The 22163-nt window shown below is 69.8% G+C and carries 19 protein-coding genes and 1 other RNA gene; 11 read left to right on the plus strand and 9 right to left on the minus strand.

Annotated features, from left to right (window positions below):
- The first annotated feature begins 109 nt into the window (after window positions 1-109).
- The 3 genes from panB to AWB89_RS20660 all read left to right on the plus strand — a co-directional run bounded on the left by panB (window position 110) and on the right by AWB89_RS20660 (window position 3904).
- The gene (gene panB, locus AWB89_RS20650) at window positions 110-955 is read left to right on the plus strand and encodes a 3-methyl-2-oxobutanoate hydroxymethyltransferase (RefSeq protein ID WP_085104008.1); all 846 of its coding nucleotides are present in this window, start codon (window positions 110-112) and stop codon (window positions 953-955) included.
- 210 nt (window positions 956-1165) lie between these two features.
- Window positions 1166-2326, plus strand: coding sequence for a cellulase family glycosylhydrolase (locus AWB89_RS20655; RefSeq protein WP_085104010.1), 1161 nt, complete (start codon window positions 1166-1168; stop codon window positions 2324-2326).
- Window positions 2327-2404: 78 nt separating this feature from the next.
- Window positions 2405-3904: a CYTH and CHAD domain-containing protein gene (locus AWB89_RS20660; RefSeq protein ID WP_085176191.1), complete on the plus strand. Its 1500-nt coding sequence runs from the start codon at window positions 2405-2407 to the stop codon at window positions 3902-3904.
- A 35-nt stretch (window positions 3905-3939) separates the two neighbouring features.
- Here the strand turns inward: AWB89_RS20660 and AWB89_RS20665 are convergent, their stop codons facing one another.
- Entirely contained in the window at window positions 3940-4506 is a 567-nt protein-coding gene (locus AWB89_RS20665) for a dihydrofolate reductase family protein (protein WP_085176193.1), read from the minus strand.
- Between the two features lie 55 nt (window positions 4507-4561).
- Window positions 4562-4972: RNase P RNA component class A (gene rnpB / locus AWB89_RS20670), an RNA gene on the minus strand.
- 121 nt (window positions 4973-5093) lie between these two features.
- Here rnpB and AWB89_RS20675 point away from each other — a divergent pair.
- Together AWB89_RS20675 and AWB89_RS20680 are read left to right on the plus strand one after the other, a co-directional pair.
- Window positions 5094-6263, plus strand: a complete 1170-nt coding sequence (locus AWB89_RS20675) for a cytochrome P450 (RefSeq protein ID WP_085176195.1) — start codon at window positions 5094-5096, stop codon at window positions 6261-6263.
- On the plus strand, window positions 6260-6454 hold the full coding sequence (locus AWB89_RS20680; RefSeq protein ID WP_085176197.1) for a ferredoxin: 195 nt from the start codon (window positions 6260-6262) through the stop codon (window positions 6452-6454). Before AWB89_RS20675 ends, AWB89_RS20680 begins: the two co-directional genes overlap by 4 nt.
- A gap of 3 nt (window positions 6455-6457) precedes the next feature.
- On the opposite strand, the gene AWB89_RS20685 is transcribed toward AWB89_RS20680, so the two are convergent.
- A complete protein-coding gene (locus AWB89_RS20685; protein WP_085176199.1) occupies window positions 6458-7540 on the minus strand; it encodes a Zn-dependent alcohol dehydrogenase in 1083 nt (360 codons plus the stop codon).
- Between the two features lie 79 nt (window positions 7541-7619).
- Between AWB89_RS20685 and AWB89_RS20690 the strand changes: the two genes are divergently transcribed.
- Window positions 7620-9125, plus strand: a complete 1506-nt coding sequence (locus AWB89_RS20690; RefSeq protein WP_158089840.1) for an aldehyde dehydrogenase family protein — start codon at window positions 7620-7622, stop codon at window positions 9123-9125.
- Between the two features lie 102 nt (window positions 9126-9227).
- Here the strand turns inward: AWB89_RS20690 and AWB89_RS20695 are convergent, their stop codons facing one another.
- From AWB89_RS20695 to AWB89_RS28330, 3 genes are all read right to left on the minus strand, one after another.
- Window positions 9228-10208, minus strand: a complete 981-nt coding sequence (locus AWB89_RS20695) for an NAD(P)-binding domain-containing protein (RefSeq protein ID WP_085176203.1) — start codon at window positions 10206-10208, stop codon at window positions 9228-9230.
- A gap of 12 nt (window positions 10209-10220) precedes the next feature.
- Entirely contained in the window at window positions 10221-12863 is a 2643-nt protein-coding gene (locus AWB89_RS20700; protein ID WP_085176205.1) for an ATP-binding protein, read from the minus strand.
- A 64-nt stretch (window positions 12864-12927) separates the two neighbouring features.
- A complete protein-coding gene (locus AWB89_RS28330; RefSeq protein WP_085176207.1) occupies window positions 12928-13701 on the minus strand; it encodes a PE family protein in 774 nt (257 codons plus the stop codon).
- 121 nt (window positions 13702-13822) lie between these two features.
- Here AWB89_RS28330 and AWB89_RS20710 point away from each other — a divergent pair, with 121 nt between their 5' ends.
- Window positions 13823-15334 (plus strand): molybdopterin-dependent oxidoreductase, encoded by a 1512-nt coding sequence (locus tag AWB89_RS20710; protein WP_085176209.1) that lies wholly within the window; start codon window positions 13823-13825, stop codon window positions 15332-15334.
- Between the two features lie 10 nt (window positions 15335-15344).
- On the opposite strand, the gene AWB89_RS20715 is transcribed toward AWB89_RS20710, so the two are convergent.
- Window positions 15345-15545, minus strand: a complete 201-nt coding sequence (locus AWB89_RS20715; protein ID WP_085176211.1) for a hypothetical protein — start codon at window positions 15543-15545, stop codon at window positions 15345-15347.
- Window positions 15546-15567: 22 nt separating this feature from the next.
- A complete protein-coding gene (locus AWB89_RS20720) occupies window positions 15568-15816 on the minus strand; it encodes a hypothetical protein (protein WP_085103980.1) in 249 nt (82 codons plus the stop codon).
- Between the two features lie 155 nt (window positions 15817-15971).
- On the opposite strand from AWB89_RS20720, the gene AWB89_RS20725 reads away from it, so the two are divergent.
- The 4 genes from AWB89_RS20725 to AWB89_RS20740 all read left to right on the plus strand — a co-directional run bounded on the left by AWB89_RS20725 (window position 15972) and on the right by AWB89_RS20740 (window position 21562).
- Window positions 15972-17213 carry a cytochrome P450 gene (locus AWB89_RS20725; protein WP_085176213.1) on the plus strand — a complete coding sequence of 414 codons (1242 nt, stop codon included), beginning with the start codon at window positions 15972-15974 and terminating at the stop codon, window positions 17211-17213.
- Window positions 17214-17426: 213 nt separating this feature from the next.
- Window positions 17427-18626, plus strand: a complete 1200-nt coding sequence (locus AWB89_RS20730; RefSeq protein WP_085176215.1) for an amidohydrolase family protein — start codon at window positions 17427-17429, stop codon at window positions 18624-18626.
- Between the two features lie 9 nt (window positions 18627-18635).
- A complete protein-coding gene (locus AWB89_RS20735) occupies window positions 18636-20357 on the plus strand; it encodes an N-acyl-D-amino-acid deacylase family protein (RefSeq protein WP_085176217.1) in 1722 nt (573 codons plus the stop codon).
- Window positions 20354-21562 (plus strand): cytochrome P450, encoded by a 1209-nt coding sequence (locus tag AWB89_RS20740; RefSeq protein ID WP_241520554.1) that lies wholly within the window; start codon window positions 20354-20356, stop codon window positions 21560-21562. The genes AWB89_RS20735 and AWB89_RS20740 overlap by 4 nt, the downstream gene beginning before the upstream one ends.
- A gap of 11 nt (window positions 21563-21573) precedes the next feature.
- Here AWB89_RS20740 and AWB89_RS20745 read toward each other — a convergent pair whose 3' ends face one another.
- Window positions 21574-22155: a TetR-like C-terminal domain-containing protein gene (locus AWB89_RS20745; protein WP_085176237.1), complete on the minus strand. Its 582-nt coding sequence runs from the start codon at window positions 22153-22155 to the stop codon at window positions 21574-21576.
- Window positions 22156-22163 lie beyond the last annotated feature (8 nt).

Here is a 22163-nt window from a genome sequence, read left to right on the forward strand (position 1 = left end):
CACACGGGCGGTGCAATTGCCCTGAACAGATGGCAGAATATCTAGGGTCAGACGAACCCGGGGACCTCAAGGGCCACGAGGATCGACCAGACCACTACCAGGGACAATGATGTCTGAGCAGAACGTTTACGGTGCAAACTCGTCTACGCCCGCCAAGGCGCCAACCAAGATCCGCACCCACCACCTGCAGAAAATGAAGGCCGAGGGCCACAAGTGGGCCATGCTCACGGCCTACGACTATTCGACCGCCCGGATCTTCGACGACGCCGGCATCCCGGTGCTGTTGGTCGGTGATTCGGCCGCCAACGTCGTCTACGGCTACGACACCACGGTGCCCGTGTCGATCGACGAACTCATCCCGCTGGTCCGCGGCGTCGCGCGCGGCGCCCAGCACGCGATGGTCGTCGCCGACCTGCCGTTCGGCAGCTACGAGGCCGGCCCGGCCGCCGCGCTGGCCGCCGCCACCCGATTCCTGAAGGAGGGCGGCGCGCACGCCGTGAAGCTCGAGGGCGGCGAGCGGGTGGCCGACCAGATCGCCTGCCTGACCGCGGCCGGCATCCCGGTCATGGCGCACATCGGCTTCACCCCGCAAAGCGTGAACAGCCTCGGCGGGTTCCGGGTGCAGGGCCGCGGCGACGCGGCCGAGCAGACCGTGCACGACGCGATCGCCGTCGCCGAGGCCGGGGCGTTCTCGGTCGTGATGGAGATGGTGCCGGCCGAACTGGCCACCCAGATCACCGGCAAGCTCACCATCCCGACCATCGGGATCGGCGCCGGTCCCAACTGCGACGCCCAGGTGCTGGTGTGGCAGGACATGGCCGGCCTGAGCGGCGGCAAGCCCGCCCGCTTCGTCAAGCGGTTCGCCGACATCGGCGGCGAGTTACGCCGGGCCGCAGTGCAATACGCGGAGGAAGTGGCCGGCGGCACCTTCCCCGCCGACGAGCACTGCTTCTAGCGGCCGCTTCGCCGAGAGGCGCGCGACCAGTGCTTTCCCCCGCTTGGGCGGCCGGAACCGCTCGGGACGGACGTTGCTGACGACCGTCGAAAAGCGGTTGAAAAACCGCTGAAATCCATTGTGGGCCACCGCTGGTAGGGTTGCTCCCATGGACGATCGGGGTGTGTGAGCGGGGTCGAAGAAATCGTCGGCAGCGATCGCGGTGGCCTTGTGCACCGCCGAACTGTCTTGGCGTTGCCGCTGCTACTGGCGGGCGGCGCCGCCCTGACCCGCGTGCCCCGCGCCGCCGCGCAACCGCCCGACTCCCCGGACTCGAGCCGGTGGTCACCGGAGCGCGCCGATCGCTGGTACCGGGCGCAGGGCTGGCTCGTCGGCGCCAACTACGTCACGTCGAACGCCATCAACCAGCTGGAGATGTTCCAGCCCGACACCTTCAACCCGCTGCGCATCCACTTCGAGTTGGGCTGGGCTCGGTCCGCCGGATTCAACACCGTGCGGGTGTTCCTGCACGATCAGCTCTGGACCCAGGATGCCCGCGGGTTCCAAGCCCGCCTCGCCAAGTTCGTCGCCATCGCGGCCGACCACGGCATCAAGCCGCTCTTCGTCTTGTTCGACTCCTGCTGGGACCCGGTCCCGAAAGCGGGCCCACAGCGCGCCCCGACACCCGGCGTGCACAACTCGGGCTGGGTGCAAAGCCCGGGCGCCGAACGCCTCGGCGACCGCGGCTACGTCGACACCCTGCGTGCATACGTGACGGGGGTGCTGACCCAATTCCGCAACGACGACCGGGTTTTGGGTTGGGACCTGTGGAACGAGCCGGACAATCCCTCGCGCCACTACGCGTCCGTCGAGCGGCCAGACAAGGACCAGCTGGTCGCCGACTTGCTTCCGCAGGTGTTCGCGTGGGCGCGCTCGGTCGACCCCGCTCAGCCATTGACGAGCGCCGTATGGCAGGGCGAATGGCCGGACGCCGGAAGCACCAGCGCCATCGCCGGCATTCAGCTCGAAAACTCCGACATCCTGACTTTCCACTCCTACGGCGAGCCGGCGGACTTCGAGAAGCGCATCGAGGACCTCGCCTCGCAGGACCGGCCGATTCTGTGCACCGAGTACCTCGCCCGGCCGCTGGGCAGCACCGTCGCCGACATCCTGCCAATTGCCAAGCGGCACAAGGTTGGTGCGATCAACTGGGGACTCGTCGCGGGCAAGACTCAGACCTACTTCCCCTGGGACTCGTGGGAGCACCCGTACGCATCAATCCCCGACGTTTGGTTCCACGACCTGTTGCGACCCGACGGGCGGCCGTTCCAGGAGAGCGAAATCCAGACGATTCGTGAGCTGACCGGCGGGGCGATGCATCTCAACGGGTAGGCATCGCGATATGGCACCCTATGAGTGCCCACCCTGACATTCACACCGCGGCCAACCGCCGCCTCAATGGAGTCGAGAATGCCTGTGAAAGCGCCCAAAACCTCGCGCCATCTCGAGGTGGAGCGCAAGTTCGACGTCGTGGAGTCCACGGTGTCGCCGTCGTTCGAAGGCATCGCCGCCGTCGATCATGTCGACAAGTCGCCGATCGAGTCGCTGGACGCGACGTATTTCGACACCCCGACGCACGACCTGGCGCGCAACAAAATCACCCTGCGGCGTCGCACCGGCGGTCACGACGCGGGCTGGCATTTGAAATTGCCGGCCGGGCCCGAAGCCCGCACCGAGGTTCGCGCGCCGCTCGACGCCTCGGAGCAGGAGGTGCCCGGCGAGTTGCGGGACATCGTGCTGGCGATCGTCCGCGAACGGCCGCTCCAACCCGTCGCCCGCATCAGCACCGAACGGGAAACCCAGGTGCTCTACGGCTCGGACGGGGCGGCGCTCGCGGAATTCAGCAACGACCACGTCACCGCCTGGGCGGCCGGCAACTCCGACGCGCCACCCGCCGAACAGGAATGGCGCGAGTGGGAACTCGAGCTGGTCGAGAACAACGGGGCGGCCGACACCGAGCTGCTGGGCCGGTTGAGCAACCGGCTGCTCGACGCCGGGGCCGCGCCCGCCGGTCACGGCTCCAAGCTGGCGCGCGTGCTCGGCGAAACGGCGCGGCCGGACGAGACGCAGCAGCCCGCCGACCCGGTACATCGGGCAGTGGCCGAGCAGGTCGCCGAGCTGCTCGTGTGGGATCGCGCGGTGCGGGCCGACGCCTACGACGCCGTGCACCAGATGCGGGTGACCATCCGCAAGATCCGCAGCCTGCTGGCCGACTCCCAGGGCGCAGCGGAATCCTCGGACATCGCCTGGATTCAGGACGAATTGCGCGAACTCGCCAACGTGCTGGGCGTGGCCCGCGACGCGGAGGTGCTCGCCGAGCGCTACCAGCAGGCGCTGGACAAGCTGCCGCCGGAGCTGGTGCGGGGCCGCATCCGTGAACGCCTCGTCGAGGGAGCCCGGCGCCGCTATCAGACCGGGCTGCGGCGGTCGCTGATCGCGATGCGCTCGCAGCGATACTTCCGCCTGCTCGACGCCCTCGACGCGTGGGTCGCCGAAATCCCCACCGCCGCTGCGGGCGAGGAGGCGGCGCCGGTGACCCTCGAGGCGGCCTACCAGAAGGTCCGCAAGGCCGCGAAGGCGGCGGCCGCGGTGGAGCCGGGGGCCGAAGCCGAGCTCGACCTCGCGCTGCACCGAATTCGCAAGCGCGCCAAGCGACTTCGCTACACCGCGGCGGCCACCGGCGCCGTGCGGGTGTCCGAGCAGGCGAAGGTCATCCAGACGCTGCTGGGTGACCACCAAGACAGCGTGGTCAGCCGCGAACACCTGGGTCACCAGGCCGAGGCCGCGCACACCGCCGGCGAGGACACCTTCACCTACGGACTGCTGTATCAGCAGGAGGCCGACCTGGCCGAGCGGTGCCGCCAATCGCTCGACGAGGCGCTGCGCAAGCTCTCCAAGGCGGTGCGCTGAACTCGGTGGGCGGACAAGTTGGCCGCTAAGCCGGATCAGTCGCGCTTGGCCTCGTAGCGCAGCAGCACCGTGCCGCCGGGGAAAGAGCGGTTTTCCAACAGCCGCAGCGAGATCCAGGACGGCAGCGTCGGGAAGAACGGGGTGCCGCCGCCCACGGCGGTGGGCGCGACCACGATCCGGTATTCGTCCACCAGTCCGGCCCGCACGATCGGTGCCGCCAGCGTCGCGCCGGCCACCTCCAGCGTGCCCTCGGTTTCGGCTTTCAGCTGCGTCACCACCTCGACCGGGTCGCCGCGTTCCAGGCGGGAGTTCCAGTCCACCGACTCCAGGCTGTGCGAGAACACGACCTTGGGCATGTCGCGCCAGATGCGCGCGAAGTCGACGATCAGAGGGGTGGCGTCCGGGGCCTGGTCGGCGGTCGGCCAGTACGCGGACATCAGTTCATAGAGCCGCCGCCCGTAGAACGACAGGGCGGTCTCCCGCTCGAAGTCGTTCCAGTACTGGTGCAGTTCTTCGCTCGGATCGGCCCAGTCGATGTTGCCTTGCGCGTCGGCGATGTACCCGTCCACCGACACGTTGAAGCCATAGATGAGTTTGCCCATGCAGATCAGACTGCACCGCAGGGCAAAACTCATCGCCACGCCACACGAGGCGGGGCGGACGAGTTGGCCTGTAAGCCGGATTCTGTTCCCCGCCGCCGCGGCATAAGCAACGGCGGCGCGGCGGCGACCATCCATCTGGACACACCGTCGCCGGGTGCCTCGAGCGGCCTACCCGCAGGCTCGGGCGAGCAACCCTCGAACGCCTGCGCGGCCGCACCAGGTGCGGCCTTCTTGGCCTTGCTTCGGGTGGGGTTTGCCTAGCCACTCCGGTCACCCGGAATGCTGGTGCGCTCTTACCGCACCGTTTCACCCTTACCACCGCGAGGGTGGCGGTTTGTTTTCTGTGGCACTTTCCCGCGAGTCACCTCGGATTGCCGTTAGCAATCACCCTGCTCTGTGAAGTCCGGACTTTCCTCGACTCGACGCCGGTTTTGCCGACGCGAGCCGCGGCCGCCCGGCCAACTCGTCCGCGACGCTCCACGGTACCCGCTGCGCAACGCGCTGACCAGCACCTCACGAGGGGACTTTGACGATTGAGCAATTTATCAATCATTGCTAAATAAGTGTGTTGATGCCACGCTGACCGCATGACAGATACCGAAGGATTTATCGATCAGTCGGTGACGGGTCTCGCGGAGCCACAACCGATGTACAAGGCGCTGCGCGAAACGACCCCGGTGTTCCGCTCCCCACAGGCGGTGGTGCTGAGCCGCCTCGCCGACATCGAGATGGCGCTCAAGCGCACCGAGCTGTTCTCGTCGAACATGGACGCCGTCGACCTCGGCAACATCCGGCCGATGATCCCGTTGCAGATCGACCCGCCCGAGCACGCGAAGTACCGCCGCATCCTCGATCCCTTGTTCACCCCGCGCGAGATGGCCCGGCGCGAGCCGGGCGTCACCGAGCTGGTGAACCAGATGATCGACCGCTTCGCCGGTCGGGGCGAATGCGACTTCCACGAGGAGTTCGCGGTCCCCCTGCCCTGCACCGTCTTCCTGCAATTGCTCGGCCTTCCGCTCGAGGATCTCGATCAATTCCTGGTGTGGAAGGACCACATCATCCGCCCGGAGGGCGACTCGGGGTTCGACCGCCGCCACGAGACCGGCGCTCCCACAGCGCAACAGATCTACGACTACTTCGACCGCGCGATCGACGACCACATCGCCAGCCCGCGCGACGACGTGCTGTCCGCGATGATCGCGGCCACCATCGAGGGCCAGCCACTGTCGCGCGAGGAGTTGCTCGACATCTGCTTTCTGTTCCTCATCGCGGGGCTGGACACGGTCACCGATTCGCTCGACTGCTTCTTCGTGTACCTGGCCCGCCATCCCGACCACCGGCACCAGCTCGTCGAGCAGCCGGACATCCTGCCCAGCGCCATCGAGGAGTTGTTGCGCTGGGAGACACCGGTTCCCGGTGTGGCCCGGGTGGCCATGCAGGACACCGAGGTGGGCGGCTGCCCCATCAGCAAGGGCGAGCGGGTCAGCCCGTTGCTCGGCGCGGCCAACACCGACCCCGCCGAGTTCCCCGAGCCGGACCTGGTGGATTTCAGCCGAAACCCGAACCGGCACCGCGCGTTCGGCGGCGGGCCGCACCGTTGCCTCGGGTCCCACCTGGCGCGCATGGAGCTGCGGGTGGCCCTGCGCGAATTCCACCGGCGCATCCCGGATTACGAGATCAAGCCCGGCACGCAGCTGACGTACACCGCGGCGCTGCGCTCAGTGGAGTCGCTGCCGCTCGTCTTCCCGGTGCCATGACGCGCGTTACCGTCGACCCCGACCGCTGCACCGGGCACGGCCGCTGCTACACGCTGGCGCCCGACGTGTTCGACGCCGACGGGGTCGGTCATTGCGTCGTGCTCGAGCCGGACGTCTCGGGCGACCTCGAGGCGCAGGCCGTCGCCGGCGAGCAGAACTGCCCGGAGCAGGCGATCACGCTGTCCCGGTAGGGATCACGCGAAGCAGATGACGCTGCGCGCTCCCCGGCCCGCGGTCATGTCGGTGAACGCGGCCTCGACGTCGTCGATGCCGATCCGCCGGGTCACCAACGCTTCGAGGTCGAGCCTGCCGCGTTGGGCAAGCTCGGCGAGCACCGGGATGTCGCGCGCCGGATCGCTGGCGCCGTAGACGCTGCCCTGCACCGTCTTGCCGTCGGCCATCAACGACAGCGCCGGGAACGTCACCTCCTCGGCGATCCCGGCGGCGCCGACCAGCGTGACCTTGCCGCCGCGGCGGGTGGCCTCGTAGGCCAGGCGCATCGTGGCGGGCTTGCCCACCACCTCGATCCCATGGTCGACGCCGACGCCCCCGGTGAGATCGCGCACCGCGGCGACGAGGTCGACCTCGCCCGCGTCGACGGTGTCGGTCGCCCCGTTGGCGGAAGCGGCCGGAAGCTGGCCGGCCACCCGGTCGGCCGCGATGATGCGCGCGGCGCCGGCCAGCCGCGCCCCCTGGATGGCGGCCAAACCCACGCCGCCGCAGCCGATCACCAGCACGGTGTCCCCCGGCCGCACCGCCGCCGTGCGCATCACCGCGCCGACGCCGGTGGTGACGCCGCACCCCAGCAGGGCGGCGTGGTCGAGCGGCAGCGACTCGTCGACCGGCACCACCGCCGCGGCCGGCAGCAGCGTCTCCTCGGCCAGCGACCCGACTCCCATGCCGGGCCACACCGGGCCGCCGGCGCTTTCGGCGTAGGGGCCGCCGTAGGCGTGGTCGTAGCCGTGCACGCACAGTTGGGCCTCGCCGCGCAGGCAATGCGGGCAGGCCCGGCACGGCACGTTCCAGGTCAGCACGACGTGATCGCCGGGGCTGACCGTGGTGACGTCGGCGCCCACCTCGGCGACGATCCCGGCGCCCTCGTGCCCGAGGGTCGACGGCATGAGCGTGGGAATCGCGCCGTCGCGCAGCGACAGGTCGCTGTGGCACACGCCGCTGGCGCGCAGCTGCACCCGCACCTCGTGGCCGGCGAGGGGACGCAGCGCGAGTTCCTCCACCTCGGTGGGCCGGCCGACCTCGCGCAGCACGATGGCTTTCATGGGGTCCACACTGTGATGCAGGTCATAGCGACCTACGATGGCTGGACAACCGCACCGGGTCAAGGGAGACGGCTTCGAAATGAGTAGGACGGGATCAACGACGATCACGCGCGACAGCCAAACGGCAGGTGACGAGCCGGTTTTGACCATCGGCGGCCAGGGGCAGGCGGGTGCGGCCGGAAGCTACGCGGTGCGCAATCCCGCGCGGCCGAACGAGGTCGTCGGCCACGCCCCGGCCGCCGACCGCGCCCAGCTCGACGCCGCGGTGGCGGCGGCACGGCGCGCGGCGCCCGGGTGGCGGGCGTTGGGAGTGGCCGAGCGGGTCGCCGCCCTGACGACCGCGGCGGCCAACGCCGCCGAACAGCTGGCCGCCGGCGACGGCGCGCGCCTGTACACGCGCGAGCACGGAAAAGTGCTGAGCGAGGCCAACTTCGAGATCAGTACCGGCCCCGGCCTGACCGCGCTGATCGGGTCGATGGCCGAGGCCGCGGTCGCGCCCGAACAGGTCGACCCGAACGCCCCCTACCCGCGCCTGCACCGGGAGCCGTTCGGCGTGGCCGCGCTGGTGCTGCCGTTCAACTGGCCGCTCGCGCTGACGATGACGAAGCTGGCGTCGGCGCTCAGCGCGGGTAACACCGCCGTCGTCAAGGTGCCGCCCAGCTGCCCGCTGGCGGCGCTGCGGCTGGCCGGGGCGTTGGCCGCGGCGCTGCCGCCGGGGGTGGTCAACGTGCTCGCCGGCCCCGGCAGTGAACTCGCCCAGGCGCTGGTCACCCACCCGGGCATCGACCTCATCTCGCTGACCGGCGGCGTGGCCACCGGGCGCGCCGTGATGGCGGCGGCCGCCGCGCGGCTGACCCCGGTGCTGCTCGAACTCGGCGGCAACGACGCCGCGATCATCGCCCCCGACATCGAGGTGACCGACGAGCTGGTCGAGCGGCTGGTGACGGCGACCTACACCACCGGCGGCCAGGTCTGCATGGCGATCAAGCGGCTGTATGCCCCCGCCGAACGGGTCGGCGAGCTGGCCGAGGCGGTGCTCGCCCGCTGCGAGCGCGAGGTGATCGGCGACGGCCTCGCCGAGGAGACCACGCTCGGCCCGCTGCACACCGCCGCCGGCCGCGACCGGGTTGCCGCGCTCGTCGGTGAGGCCGAGTCCCGGGGCGCGACGGTGCGCACCGGCGGGCGGATCCGCGAGGAGGACGCCGCCTCGGGCGGATATTTCGCGCTGCCGACGGTGGTCACCGGCCTGCCCCCGGACTCGCGGCTGGCCACCGAGGAGCAGTTCGGCCCGGTGTTGCCCCTGTTCGGGTACGCCGCCATCGAGGACGCCGTAACCGCGGCCAACGCAACGGAATTCGGCCTGACCGCGTCGGTCTGGACCGGTGACGACGAGCTGGCCGATCGCGTGACCGGGCAGCTGGTCGCGGGCACGGTCAGCGTCAACTGCCACGGCCTGGCCGCCCAGGACCCGCGGCTGCCGTTCGGCGGCTGCGGCCAGTCCGGCCTCGGCCGCGAGCTGGGGGTGGACGGGATCCGGGCGTTCACCCAGCCGCGGACCTTCGTGCGGCATCCCGTCCCAAGTTAGGGCGTCGCGTGTGCATTGACGGCTTCGCGTGTGCGGTCAGGGCGCAAAATCCGTCAAATCTGCGCCCTAGGTTCACACCGAAAGCCATGGCCGCACACTCGGTCACCGCGCGGGCGCCTCGGCCCGCTCGCCGAGCCGGACGCGCAGGTCGCGCTCGAAGGCAACGACCTCCGGGCTGAGCTTCTCGGCCCGCAGGCGCTCCAGATTCGGGTAGCCCGCGGCGCGCTCCGCGTCCCACTCGTCGGCGAACTTGCCCGACTCGATCTCGGTCAGCACTTCGCGCATCGCGGTCGGCACGTCGAGGCCGTCGTACCGGTTCGCCCGCGACAGCTGGCCGTATTGGCTGGTCGGCGAGTGGTAGCGCATCTGGCCGGCGTAGCCCTCCAGCCGCAGCAGCCGGTAGCTGCGCTCGATCTCGCCCGAGAGCATGAGTTCGGCCATGACCGCCTCCAGCGGGATGCCGGCCTCCAACATCAACGCGACGAAGCTCGCGGAGACCCGGCCCATGGCCGGCGCGAGCACCTGCTCCACCGCGAGGTCGAGGACGGCCTCCTGGCGCGGCGTCATGTCGATCGCGCCTTGGCGCAGGCCGCCGAGCGCCCGCCCGACGGCGAGTGTGCGGGCCAACGCGGTTCCGGTGCGGTCCTTGTCGATCCCGAGCGCGGTGATGAACCCGACGCCTTCGAGGAAGCACTCGCGGACCTCCCGACCGAGCATCCGGGGCGCGACCATGCCGACGTCGCAGTCGGGAGCGATCCGGTCGAAGGCGGCAACGTAGCCCGAGGCCAGCACCCACAGCGCGTCGGGCTTAGGCGCGATCGGCAACTCGGGGATCACGTCGTCCGGGATGAGGGTGCAGATCACATCGCAGTCGCTCGCCGCCTCGATCTCGTGGGCGGCGAAGCCTTCGGCCTGGGCGTGTTCCCGGGACGCGTCGGCCTGGGTGAAGACCTCCACCGCGATCCCCGAGTCGCGCAAGTTGAGCGCCCACGAGCGGCCCTGGTTGCCATACCCGACGACGGCAACCGACTGCCCGTCCAGCACCGACAGGTCAGCATCGCGCTCGTAATAGATCGTCGTCACCGAAAATTCCCTTCACTCATGCAGAAGGCCGTTCAGATCTGCTCGGGTCTGGTCGATTTGGTCGTACGCATAGGTCGCCATCGCGGCCGTGGTGGTCATCGATTCACCCTGCCGCGCGAGCGATTCGAAGGTCTGGTCGCCGAGGACGTCGCGCAGGCGGGCAATCGCCGCGCTGAACTCAGGGAGCGCTGCGGTCAAGGGGCTGAACGCAATTCCGGCGATCACGGCCGCCGGCTCATACCGGCCGAGCTGTTCGAAGATGATGGCAAGCTGGGCTTGCGCCACCCGCACGTTGACCGCGTTGCCAGCGTCGTGGTAGTTGCGAATCGCCAACATCGCGTAATCCAACGCGGCCACGGGATCACCGCATGCGGCCTCGAGACGGGACAATCCGGCCGCCAGTTGTGACTCGTTGAAGCGGTCTCCGCAGTCTTGAGCGATCACCAACCCCCGACGGAAAGCGTCCACCGCGCCGGCGGGATCGACCTCTCGGAAAGCCAGCCCGTGGGCGAAAAGCGCGAACGAAAGTGCATACGGGTTCCGCGTGGCCTCGGCGGCGGCGACGAGGCCGCCGGCGGCGGCCATCGTTTCGTCAGCAGAACCCACGGCGGCCAGGGCGACGACGAGCGATGCCCTGGTGAGCGTGTGCGTGTCGCGATTGCGGGCGAGCTGCGCGCGGCACCACTCAGCCCATTGTTGGGGCTGACCGACGACGAGGTAGGGGGCGCCGAGCCAGCCCTCGACACCGAACGGCACCTCACCGCCGCCACTTCCAACCACTTCCCGGCCGGCGTCGCTGTAGCGGACGGCCTGCTCGATCCGGCCGAGCATCCAGCACTGGGACGCGATCACATACAGGATGGCGAGCCGCGGATGGTGGACCGCCCGGGCGGGCTCGACGAGCTCCTCGGCCCAGGCTATCGGCTCATAACTCTCGACCGCACCGCCGAGGAACATGGTGAAGGTCGCAATGGAGGCGGCGGTGTCGAGGTCGGCGTGGTCGGCGGCCCAGCGGAATGCGGTGCGCAGGTTGGCCAATTCGGTCGTGAACCAGGTGTATGCCTTCCGCTGCCGGGGGCTGTCCCACAGTGCCAGGATTTCGGCCTCGCGCTGCGCGAAGTATCGGGCATGCGCGGCACGCGTTGCGGTGGCCTCGCCGTGGGCGACCAATTGTTCCTCGGCGAACTGGCGGATCGTCTCCAGCATCGAGAACCGGGCCCGTTCGGACGATCGGTCGGCGACCAGCAGCGACTTGCGCACCAGCGCGTCGAGCAGGCCGAGGACGCTGTACTCGTCGCTGCCATCGGGTCCTGCTATCGCGCACGCGCTTTGGAGGTCGAATCCACCCGAGAACACCGAACACCTTTGCAACAAGGACTTCTCGTCGTCATCGAGAAGGTCGTAAGACCACGCCACCGCTTGGCGCAGCGTCCGGTGGCGTTCCGATCCGCGCCGCGAGCCGACCAGCAATTTGAATCGGTCGTCGAGACGATCGCGCATTTCCGCCACCGTCATCGACGCCATCCGCGAGGCCGCCAGCTCGATCGCCAATGGGATCCCGTCGAGGCGGCGACAGACGTCCTCCACCACTGCCATTTCGCCGGCCAACGACGCCGAGACCACACTCTGAGCGCGTTCGACGAAAAGCTCCACGGCCGCACCGGTATCCAGCGACGGCACCCGTCGCAACTGCTCGTCGGCGACGCCGATTCCCTCGCGACTCGTGGCCAAAACTTTCACTGTCCCCGAGACCGCGAGGATCGCGTCGACCAGATCCGCGACGCTGTCGACGACATGCTCACAGTTGTCGAACACCAGCAGTCGCGACCGACCCTCCAATGCGGACGCGACGGACTCGCCGACGCTTTTGCCCTGCTGTTGAACGATCCCCAACACCGACGCCACCGCGTCGGCCACCGAGGCGGGATCCGAAACGGCGGCCAGTTCGAAAATCCATACGCCGTCATGAAATTCGTCGGCCAGCTGTGTCGCCACTTCTATCGCAAGCCTGGTCTTGCCGACGCCGCCCACGCCGGTCAAGGTGACCAGCCGGTGTGAACGCAGGGCGGCTCGGACAGTGGCGACTTCGGCCTCGCGGCCGATCAAGCTCGTGCTCGCGGGCCGCAGGTTTCCCGGGGTCGGGTCGATCGTCCGCAACGGCGGAAAATCTTCGGGTAGGCCCGGCGCCCGCACCTGGAACACGGTGATCGGGCTCGGTATGTCCCTCAACCGCCGTAGGCCCAGATCGAGCAGGTCGACTCCGGCGAGCAGCGCCGCGGTCGAGTCCGCGACCAGAATTTGACCGCCATGCCCGGCGGCCATCACCCGTGCCGCGCGGTTGAGGACCGGGCCGAAATAGTCGCCGTCCCGCAGTTCGGCCTCCCCGGTCGCCAAACCCATCCGTACCGGCAGCTCCAGCGACCGCTGCGCGGCGACCGCGGCCTCGACCGCGGATGCCGGCGAGGCGAACGCGGCGACCACACCGTCGCCGGTATGGCTGAACACGTGCCCGCCATGCCCCTCGACCGCGGCCCGCAGCGCCTTGTCGTGCGCCTGCAGGGCCTCCCGCATAGCACCCGCGTCTGCCTCCCACCGACGGGTCGAACCCTCGATATCGGTGAACAGAAACGTAACGACCCCCGAAGGCGGGCCCACCGCCAAAGGATGTCACACCGATCCTGGGGCGAGGTGGACAATCGCCCCGACGTTCGCGGCCGACCTACACGAAAGACACACCCAACAAGAGCAGTGCGAGAGCCACTTCGGGCCCGTTGGTCTGCAGGTTGGTCACGAAGCCGCCCACCTCGAACCCCGTCGGCGCGATGACCGGCGGGTTCCCCGTCGTCGTCACGGCCACCGTGACGGGCTGCAGCGGCGCCAGGACACCGCCGAAGGGGATGTTGAGCGCCACGGTCTGCACACCCGGTACCGACCCGGGCAGCGGAATCGACACCGTGGCTTGGCCGTAGAGCAACGCGCTGCCGACGGCGGGGCCGGCGCTGGAAAGCGCCGCCATGGCCGCGGCCGGGTTCCCGGCCTGCAGGGCACCGACGAACGCCGTCCCTCCCTGTGCCAGCGGTCCCGTCGCGACGACGAGCGGGCCCACCAGATCGAGGGGTAGTTCGATCTGCTGCGCGCTGCTGCCCTGCAACACGGACAGGACTTGGGACCCGATGGCCTGGAAGCCCGGGAGCGCGGCGGCGGCCTGGGCGTTGGCGATCTCGGTGCCCAGATAGGACGCCGCGCCGGCGTTCAGCAAGATCGTGAACTCGGAGTGAAAGGCCGCCGCCTGCGCACTAAGCGCCTGAAACTGCTGGGCGTGGCTGGAAAACAGTGCGGCGATCGCCGCCGACACCTCATCGCCCGCGGCGGCCGCGACGCTGGTCGTCGGGCCCGCCGCGGCGGCATGGGCCGCAGTCAGGGCCGAGCCGATGTTCTCCAGGTTCCCGGCCGCCTGGCCGACCAACTCAGGCACCACCGTCATAAAGGACATGGCCGCCTCCTAGGCCGAGGGCGATCACCCGGCGATCCAGAGGAAAAGCGTACCGCCGGGCGGCCTTTCGGTCCCCACTTCCGCGCAAAGGAGCGCCCGCAACCCGAGTACAGTGACTGCGATGGCCGCCGCCCCGTCGAACGAGCGGATGATCGCCGGCGTAGCGGCGGCGTCCGTCTCGCTCGGTGTGGCCGAACTGGTGGGGATCCCGTTCGGCGCGCGCGCCAATGCGCGTACCGCCGTCTCCACCGCGGTCGTGGACCTGACGCCGGGGCCCATCAAAGAGTGGGCAATTCAGAGGCTGGGCTCGATGGACAAACCGTTCCTTGCGGTCGTCGTCCTCGTGGTCATCGCCACCGTCGCCGCCATCGCCGGGACCCTGGAGACCCGGCGGCGCCCGCTGGGCAGCGCCGTGATCGCCGCGGCGGGCCTCCTCGGATGCCTCGCAGTGCTGTCGCGGCCGGGCACCACCGCACTCGACACGATCCCCACCGTCGTCGGTGCGGCCTGCGGCGTGGCGACCTTGCGCTTGCTGACCAGCCGGATGGTTGCCGGCCGCGAGCCCGATGCCGGCAGGCGCAGGTTTCTGGGTTATGGACTGCTGGGATTGGGGGTGGTCAGCGGCGTGGCGGGTGCGGTCATCACGCGATTGGTCCACTCGGTGGCCGCCGACCGCACCACCTTCGCGCTGCCACGCCCGCGCACGCCGGCGCCGCCGATACCCGCCGACGTGCAACCGAACGGCGTTGCGCTACCGAGCTTCGTCACGCCCAGCGCCGACTTTTACCGGGTGGACACCGCACTGGTCGTTCCCCAACTCAGCCGCGGCGACTGGCGGCTGCACATTCACGGCATGGTGGACCACGAAGCCGCCTACAGCTTCGACGATCTCGCCCGCTTCGACGCCGTGGAAGCGGTGACGACGCTGACGTGTGTGTCGAATCCCGTTGGGGGCGACCTGATTTCGACCGGCGTCTGGGTCGGCTACCGGGTGGCCGATCTGCTGGCCGCGGCCGGGGTGCACGCGGACGCCGACATGGTGCTCTCGACGTCCATCGACGGGTTCACGGCCGGCACGCCGGTGCAGGCGCTCACCGATGGCCGCGACGCGCTCCTGGCCGTCGGCCTCAACGGCCAGCCGCTGCCGATCGAGCACGGCTACCCGGCGCGGCTGGTGGTGCCCGGGCTGTACGGGTACGTGTCGGCCACCAAGTGGGTCGTCGATCTGGAGCTGACCCGCTTCGACCGGGCGAAGGCGTACTGGACTCGACAGGGCTGGGCGCCGCGCGCGCCGATCAAGACCGAGTCGCGGATCGACGTGCCGAAGAGCGGCCAGAAGGTGCCGACGGGGCCGGTGGTGTTCGGCGGTGTTGCGTGGGCGCAGAATCGCGGCGTGCGCGCGGTGGAGGTCCGCATCGACGACGGAGCGTGGCAGCCCGCGCAGCAGGGCGCGAGCTATTCCAACCAGACGTGGCGGCTGTGGAGCTTTCCCTGGCAGGCGAAAAGCCCTGGGAGACACACCATCACCGTGCGCGCCACCGACAACACCGGAGCCGTCCAGACCGAGGATCAGGCTAGCCCCGTCCCGGACGGCGCTACCGGCTGGCACACGGTGGACTTCACCGTCGCGTAGGCGTGTAGCGCTACTTCGACGAGAGTCTGCGCCAGCTGACGACCGCGATCACCAAGCCGATCACCACCGTGATCGGACCGATGATGGACCAGGTCGTGGTGTTGCTCATCGGGCTACCAAGCAGCACCCCGAATCCCTGTAGCGCCCAGATCAGGCCGAACAGCGCGATGAGCAACCCCAACGCCAACGTGACGACGAAAGTCCTTCGCATAAGGCGATGCTAGGCGCCCCGACTATCGCCCGGTACGGATAACGAAGGCGTCGGTGCTCTCGTCGTAGCCGACCGTTTCGTCGACGAACAGCTCGCCGACGGTACGGCCATCCTCGGCGACCGCGATGAACCGCGCTTCCTCCTGGTCGTAGGTCACCGATCCCTGCACGAACATCGCCGCGACCTCGTGCCCATCGGCGCCGAAGACGACCAGCTTCAAGCCGCCGGCATTCTTGACGTACTGCGCCGCTTCGGCGCGTGTGATGGCCATCGCTGCATTCCTCTCGCTGGTGCTGTGGCTGCTGCGCAGTATGCCCCAGCCCGCACCGAGTACTCCGGTGAGGACAGGTAGTCCGCTACGCATGTGGTGCGCGGCGGAACCACCAAGACTTGGGGCACGTACTCGATCAACACCGGAGCAACGCCATGACGATCTGCCCGAGCGTCCTTAGTGCCGGCCTGCCGACGGTGGACTATGAGCATTGCCAGAGCCCGGACGAGGCCCACGAGATCATCGCCGGCGCGCGCCGCCGGGCGCCGATCGCGATCGGCCCGCACGGGCCGGAGTTGCTGACCTACGAATTGGTGCGGACCGTGCTGCGCGATCCCCGGTTCCGCGTGCCTCAGGGCATGTTCCTTGCGTCCCAGGGCATCACGAGTGGCCCGTTGTGGGAGCGGGTCGCGACGAACCTGATCAGCCTCGACGGGCCGGCGCACCACCGGCTGCGCCGACTCGTGTCCAAGGCCTTCACACCGCGGGCCACCGCTCGACTGCGCACCACCATCGTCGAGGTGATCACCGAACTGGTGGATCGCCACGTCGGCATGGGGCGCTGCGAGGTGGTCACCGATATCGCCCGGCAATTCCCGGTCCCGATCATCTGCGCTCTGTTGGGCGCCCCGGCCGACGATTGGAAGCTGTTCTCGGAGTGGACCGATGACATCTTCAAGGTCTTCAGCTGGGACGTCGCCGCCCACCAGGAGGCCATCTTGGCGGCCTGGGACGAACTCGACGCCTACATCGACGACATGGTGGCCGAGCGGCGGCACACACTGACCGACGACCTGATCTCCGAGCTGATCCGCGCCGAGGACGACGGTGATCGCCTCAGCGCCGACGACCTGCGGATGCTGGCGGCGGGCCTGCTGATGGCCGGCACCGACACCACCCGCAATCAGCTGGCGGCCTCGGTGCACGTCCTGGCCGACCACCCCGACCAGTGGGCGCTGCTGGCCGAGCGTCCCGAGCTGGCGACCAACGCGGTCGAAGAAACGATGCGGCATTCACCGATCGCGGCCGGCAGTCTCCGCACCGCCCGCGAGGACGTCGAGATCGAAGGGGTCATGATCCCGGCCGGCACCCTGGTCATCGCCCACACGGGCGCCGCGAACCGCGACCCCGCCGTCTACGACGATCCCGACCGCCTCGACATCACCCGCACCGGCGCCCCGCCGATGCAAACGTTCGGGGCCGGCATGCACTACTGCCTCGGCGCGAACCTCGCCCGACTCGAGCTGGCCGAGGCCCTGGCGATCATGACGCGGCGGATGCCCAACGCCCACCGCACCGGCCCCGCCCCCTGGAAGCCGCTCACCGGAATCAGCGGACCGATCACGCTGCCACTCGAATTCGACCCGACAGGCGAATCAGAAATCTTGGCCTGGTAGCGATCTCGCGCCGGGCACGAAGTCTTCGTCCACTCGGCGCCCACCTTCGGCACGTTGTCGCTCGGAGGCGGGCAAAAAGTCAGGTGCCTCCAGGCCGGGGCCAATGTTGCACATGCGACCCGGGGTACAGATGGGACAACGCGCCGCGATCTTTATATTGATTGTATAGATAGCATTGACACCGCCGGAAACCGGCGACCATAGTCGTCAGGTATGGCGCTGCTGCCAGACCCCGACCCCCGGCGGCGACAGCACATTGTGATCTCGGTTGACGACCACGTCATCGAGCCGCCCGACATGTTCGTCGGTCGGCTGCCGGCTGCGCTGGCCGAACGCGCCCCGAAGGTCATCGAGACCGACGACGGGCGGCAAGTGTGGCGCTACGAGGGCCGCGAGTACCCGAACATCGGCCTCAACGCCGTGATCGGCCGGCCCCGCGAGGAATGGAGCATGGAGGCCGCCCGGTTCGACGAAATGCGGCCGGGCTGTTGGGATATCGACGCCCGCATCGACGACATGGACCTCGCGGGAATCTGGGCCTCGGTCAACTTCCCGTCGCTGATCGCCGGGTTCGCCGGGACGGTCTTCTGGAAGAGCGACGACCTGCAGCTGGGCCTGGCAACGCTGAGGGCCTGGAACGACTGGCACCACGAGGTGTGGGCCGGCAGCTACCCGGAACGGATCATCCCGCTGCAGCTGCCCTGGCTGGCCGACCCGAAGCTCGCGCCCGAGGAGGTGCGCCGCAACGCCGCCCGCGGCTTCAAGGCGGTGAGCTTCCCCGAGCTGCCCGCCCAATGCGGGCTGCCGAGCCTGCACAGCGGCGCGTGGGACCCGTTCTTCGCCGCCTGCGAGGAGACCGGCACGGTGGTGTGCCTGCACACCGGATCGGCCCAGTGGGCGCCAATCCCGGCCCCGGACACGCCTTTTGAGACCATCACCACCCTCTTCCCGGTGAACGCGCTGGTCGCTTGCGCCGACATGCTGTGGTCGGGCATCCCGGTGCGGTACCCGGGGCTGAACATCACCCTGGCCGAGGGCGGGCTGGGCTGGGCGGCCATGCTCGGCGACCGCGCCGATTACGTTCTGGCGCATTCGGCTTCGGGCCACGAGGGCGGCGCGTGGCGGGGCGACCTGCTGCCCAGCGAGGTGCTGCGCCGCAACTTCTGGTTCTGCTCGATCGACGACCCGCACGCGTTCGGCGCGCTCGACGCGATCGGGGCCGACCGCATCCTCGTCGAAAGCGACTACCCGCACGCCGACTCGACCTGGCCCGACACCCAGCAGGTGGTGGCGCGCAACGTCGCCGGGCTGTCGGAACAGGACGCGGCCCGCATCACCCACCGCAATGCCGCTCAACTGTTCCGCCACCCGCTGCCGGACGAGGGGTGGCTTGCCGCTTCGGCCACAGCGTAGGAGGCACACATGCTCGACCTGCTCATCCGCGACGCCCAGATCGTCGACGGCACCGGGGCGCCCGCCCGGCGCGGCGACGTCGGCCTCAGCAGCGGCCGCATCGTCGCCGTCGGTGAAGTCGACGACCCGACCGCGAAAACCGTTGACGCCCAAGGCCAGACGCTGGCGCCGGGCTTCGTCGACCTGCACACCCATTACGACGCCCAGCTGTTCTGGGACCCGACCGCCAGCCCGTCGGTGCAGCACGGCGTCACCACGGTCTTCGGCGGCAACTGCGGCTTCACGCTGGCACCGGCGGCCGCCGAGCAGCACGACTACCTCACCCGGATGCTGGCGCGGGTGGAAGGGATGCCGCTCGACGCGCTGCGCGCCGGCCTCGACTGGGGATGGGCGTCGTTCGGTGACTGGCTGGGCCGCCTCGAGGGCCGCATCGCCGTCAATGCCGGCTTCCTGGTGGGCCATTCGGCGCTGCGGCTGGCCGCGATGGGCGACGACGGGGTTGGCGCCGAAGCAACCCCGGAACAGATCGACACGATGGTCGCCGTGTTGCACGACGCGCTGGCCGCCGGCGGACTCGGGCTGTCGACGAGCCAGTCCCCCACCCACAACGACGGGTCTGGCCGGCCGGTGCCGTCGCGCAGCGCATCCAGGGACGAACTTGTGGCCCTGGCGGCCGGGCTGCGCGACCACCCGGGCACCACGCTCGAGGCGATCATCCCCGGCTGCCTGTCCGGCTTCACCGACGACGACATCGCGCTGCTCACCGACATGTCGGTGGCCGCCGATCGCCCGCTGAACTGGAACCTGCTGGGCGTCTCAGCGGCCAACCCGGCCGGGCACGAAAAGCAGTTGCGCGCCTGGGAGGCCGCCGCCGGACGCGGCGGCCGGGTGGTGGCGCTCACCCTGCCGCAGGCCATGAAGATCCGGCTGTCGTTCCTCTCCGGCTTCGTGCTCGACGGGCTGCCCGGGTGGCGCGACACGATGCATCTGCCGGTGCCGGAACGGCTTGTCGCCCTTGCCGATCCGCAGGTGCGCCGCCGCCTCGCCGAGGGCGCCGCCTCGAAGGAGGCCGGCATGCTGCGCGGGCTGGCGCAGTGGCACCGCCTGGTCATCGTGGAGACGTTCGCGCCCGAGAACGCCGACGCCACCGGGCGCAGCGTCGGCGAGGTCGCCGCCGCCCGGGGCGGCGAACCCTTCGACACGCTGCTGGACGTCGTGATCGCCGACGAGCTGCGCACCGGGTTGTCGCCGCCGCTGACCGGTGACACAGAGGCCGACTGGAAAATGCGCGCCGAGGTGTGGCGGCATCCCGGCGCGGTCATCGGCGGCTCCGACGCGGGCGCCCACCTGGACATGATGTGCGGCGCGATCTACACGACGTCGCTGCTGAGCAAGGGCGTGCGCGAACACCAGGTGGTGGCGCTCGAGGAGGCCATCCGGCTGATCACCGACGTGCCCGCCCGCTTCTACGGGCTGACCGAGCGCGGCCGCATCCAGCCGGGCTGGCACGCCGACCTGGTGCTGTTCGACCCGGCGACCGTCGGCCACGGGCCGGAACGCACCCGCTACGACCTGCCGTCCGGCGCGCCCCGGTTGGTCGCCGACGCCTCCGGGATCACCTCCGTGCTGGTCGGCGGCGTCGAGGTCTGCCGCGACGGCGCCGCCACCGGCGCCCTGCCCGGCACCGTGCTGCGATCCGGGCGCGACACCGAGACGGTCACGGCCTCGTGACGATCGACGAATTCGATCCCGCCGAGTTGCAGAGCGGCCTGCTCATGCAGGTCGAGAACGTGCACGAGCGGCTGCGCGACGCGCAGGCCCGCCACCGGGTGATGGTGGGAAACCCCTTCGCGGAGGTCAGCGCCGCCCAGGTCGGCGAACTCGGCGTGACGGTGCTGGGGTACGAGGAGTGCCAGACCGTGCTGACCCGCCCGGACACCTTCTCGTCGTCGATCTACGACCAGATCATGGGCCCGGTCATGGGCCGCACCCTGCTCGAGCTCGAAGGGGCCGAACATCGGGCCAGCCGGGCGCTGGTGTCGCCGTCGTTCCGCACCGCGCTGCTGGAGCGCTGGCGCACCGAACTCGTCGAGCTGGTGGTCCACGAGCTCATCGACCGGTTCGCGCCGCGCGGGCGAGCCGAGCTGGCCCGCGAGTTCACCTTCGCGTTCCCGGTCCAGGTCATCGCGCGGATCATGGGCCTGCCGCGGCAGGACTATCCGCGCTTCCAGCGGCTGTCGATCGAGTTGCTCAACGTGGTCTACGACTGGGATCGCGGGCTGGCCGCCTCGGCGGAGCTGAAGGCCTACCTGGCGGAGATCCTTGCCGAGCGGCGCCGCCGCCCGCAGGACGACCTGATCAGCATGCTGGCGGAGTCCGAGATCGACGGCGTGCGGCTCGCCGACGACGAGATCTTCGCGTTCCTGCTGCTGATCCTGCCCGCCGGCGTCGAGACGACCTACCGCGCGTCGGGCAACCTGCTGGTCGCGCTGCTCACCGAGCCCGCGCTACTGGCCGAGGTGCGCGCCGACCGCGGCTTGCTGCGGGGGGCGTTCGAGGAGGCGCTGCGCTGGGAGCCGCCGATCACCACGGTGGTGCGACGGGCGGTCCGCGACTGCGAGCTCGGCGGGCTCGCGATCCCGGCGGGCACGACCGTCAGCGTCAGCGTGGCGGCCGCCAACCGCGACCCGGCGCGCTACCCCGACCCGGACCGCTTCGACCCCGCCCGCAAGAACATCGCGCACCTGACCTTCGGGGGCGGCCCACACCTGTGCCTGGGCATGCACCTGGCGCGGATGGAGGGGACGGTGGCCATCAACGCGCTGCTGGACCGGCTGCCCGACCTCAGCCTCGACCCGAGCGCCCCGGCGCCGCACGTCGTCGGCGTCGCGTTCCGCTCGCCGGCCGCGTTGCCGGTCGAGTTCACTCCGGCTTAGCGGCGTGACCCCTATTTCCGGGCCAGCGCGTGCCAGGCCATGTCGGCGACGGCCTCGCAGTAGCGATCGTCGATCGGGGCGTCGGAGTAGAGGGCGCGAACGTTCAACGGCGCCAGGACAGCCTGAACGGCGGCCAGGGTATTGACGTCGTCACGCAGGTCACCGCGCTTCCCGGCGCGGTCGATGACCTCTCGCACCACGGCAAAACGAGCCTCCCACACCATCATTCGCGTCTCCTCGTCGTGCGGTCCACGACGATCCATGACCAGCGCCCGCATGAACGCGCGGCCCGCCGGGCTGTTGATGCGGTCCGCCAGCTTGCGGGCCAACGCCAGTAGGTCCCCGTGCAGCGAGCCGGTGTCGGCTATCGAACTGTAGGCCTCCGCATCGGCCAGTGCCGCGGCAACGATCAGTCGCTGCCGGTTGCCCCAGAAACGGTGGATCATCGCGGGATCGAGGTGATGGCGCTCCGCCAAGGCCTCGATGCTGAACCGCTCGACGCCCCAGCGGGATAGCTCGTCGAGCGCCGCCACCATCACCCGCGCCCGTACGTCCGCGGGAACAGATTCGTCGGGTGGTTGAGACGGCTGCATCGGTGGCC

This window comes from Mycobacterium paraense, from assembly GCF_002101815.1.
Classification (GTDB): domain Bacteria; phylum Actinomycetota; class Actinomycetes; order Mycobacteriales; family Mycobacteriaceae; genus Mycobacterium; species Mycobacterium paraense.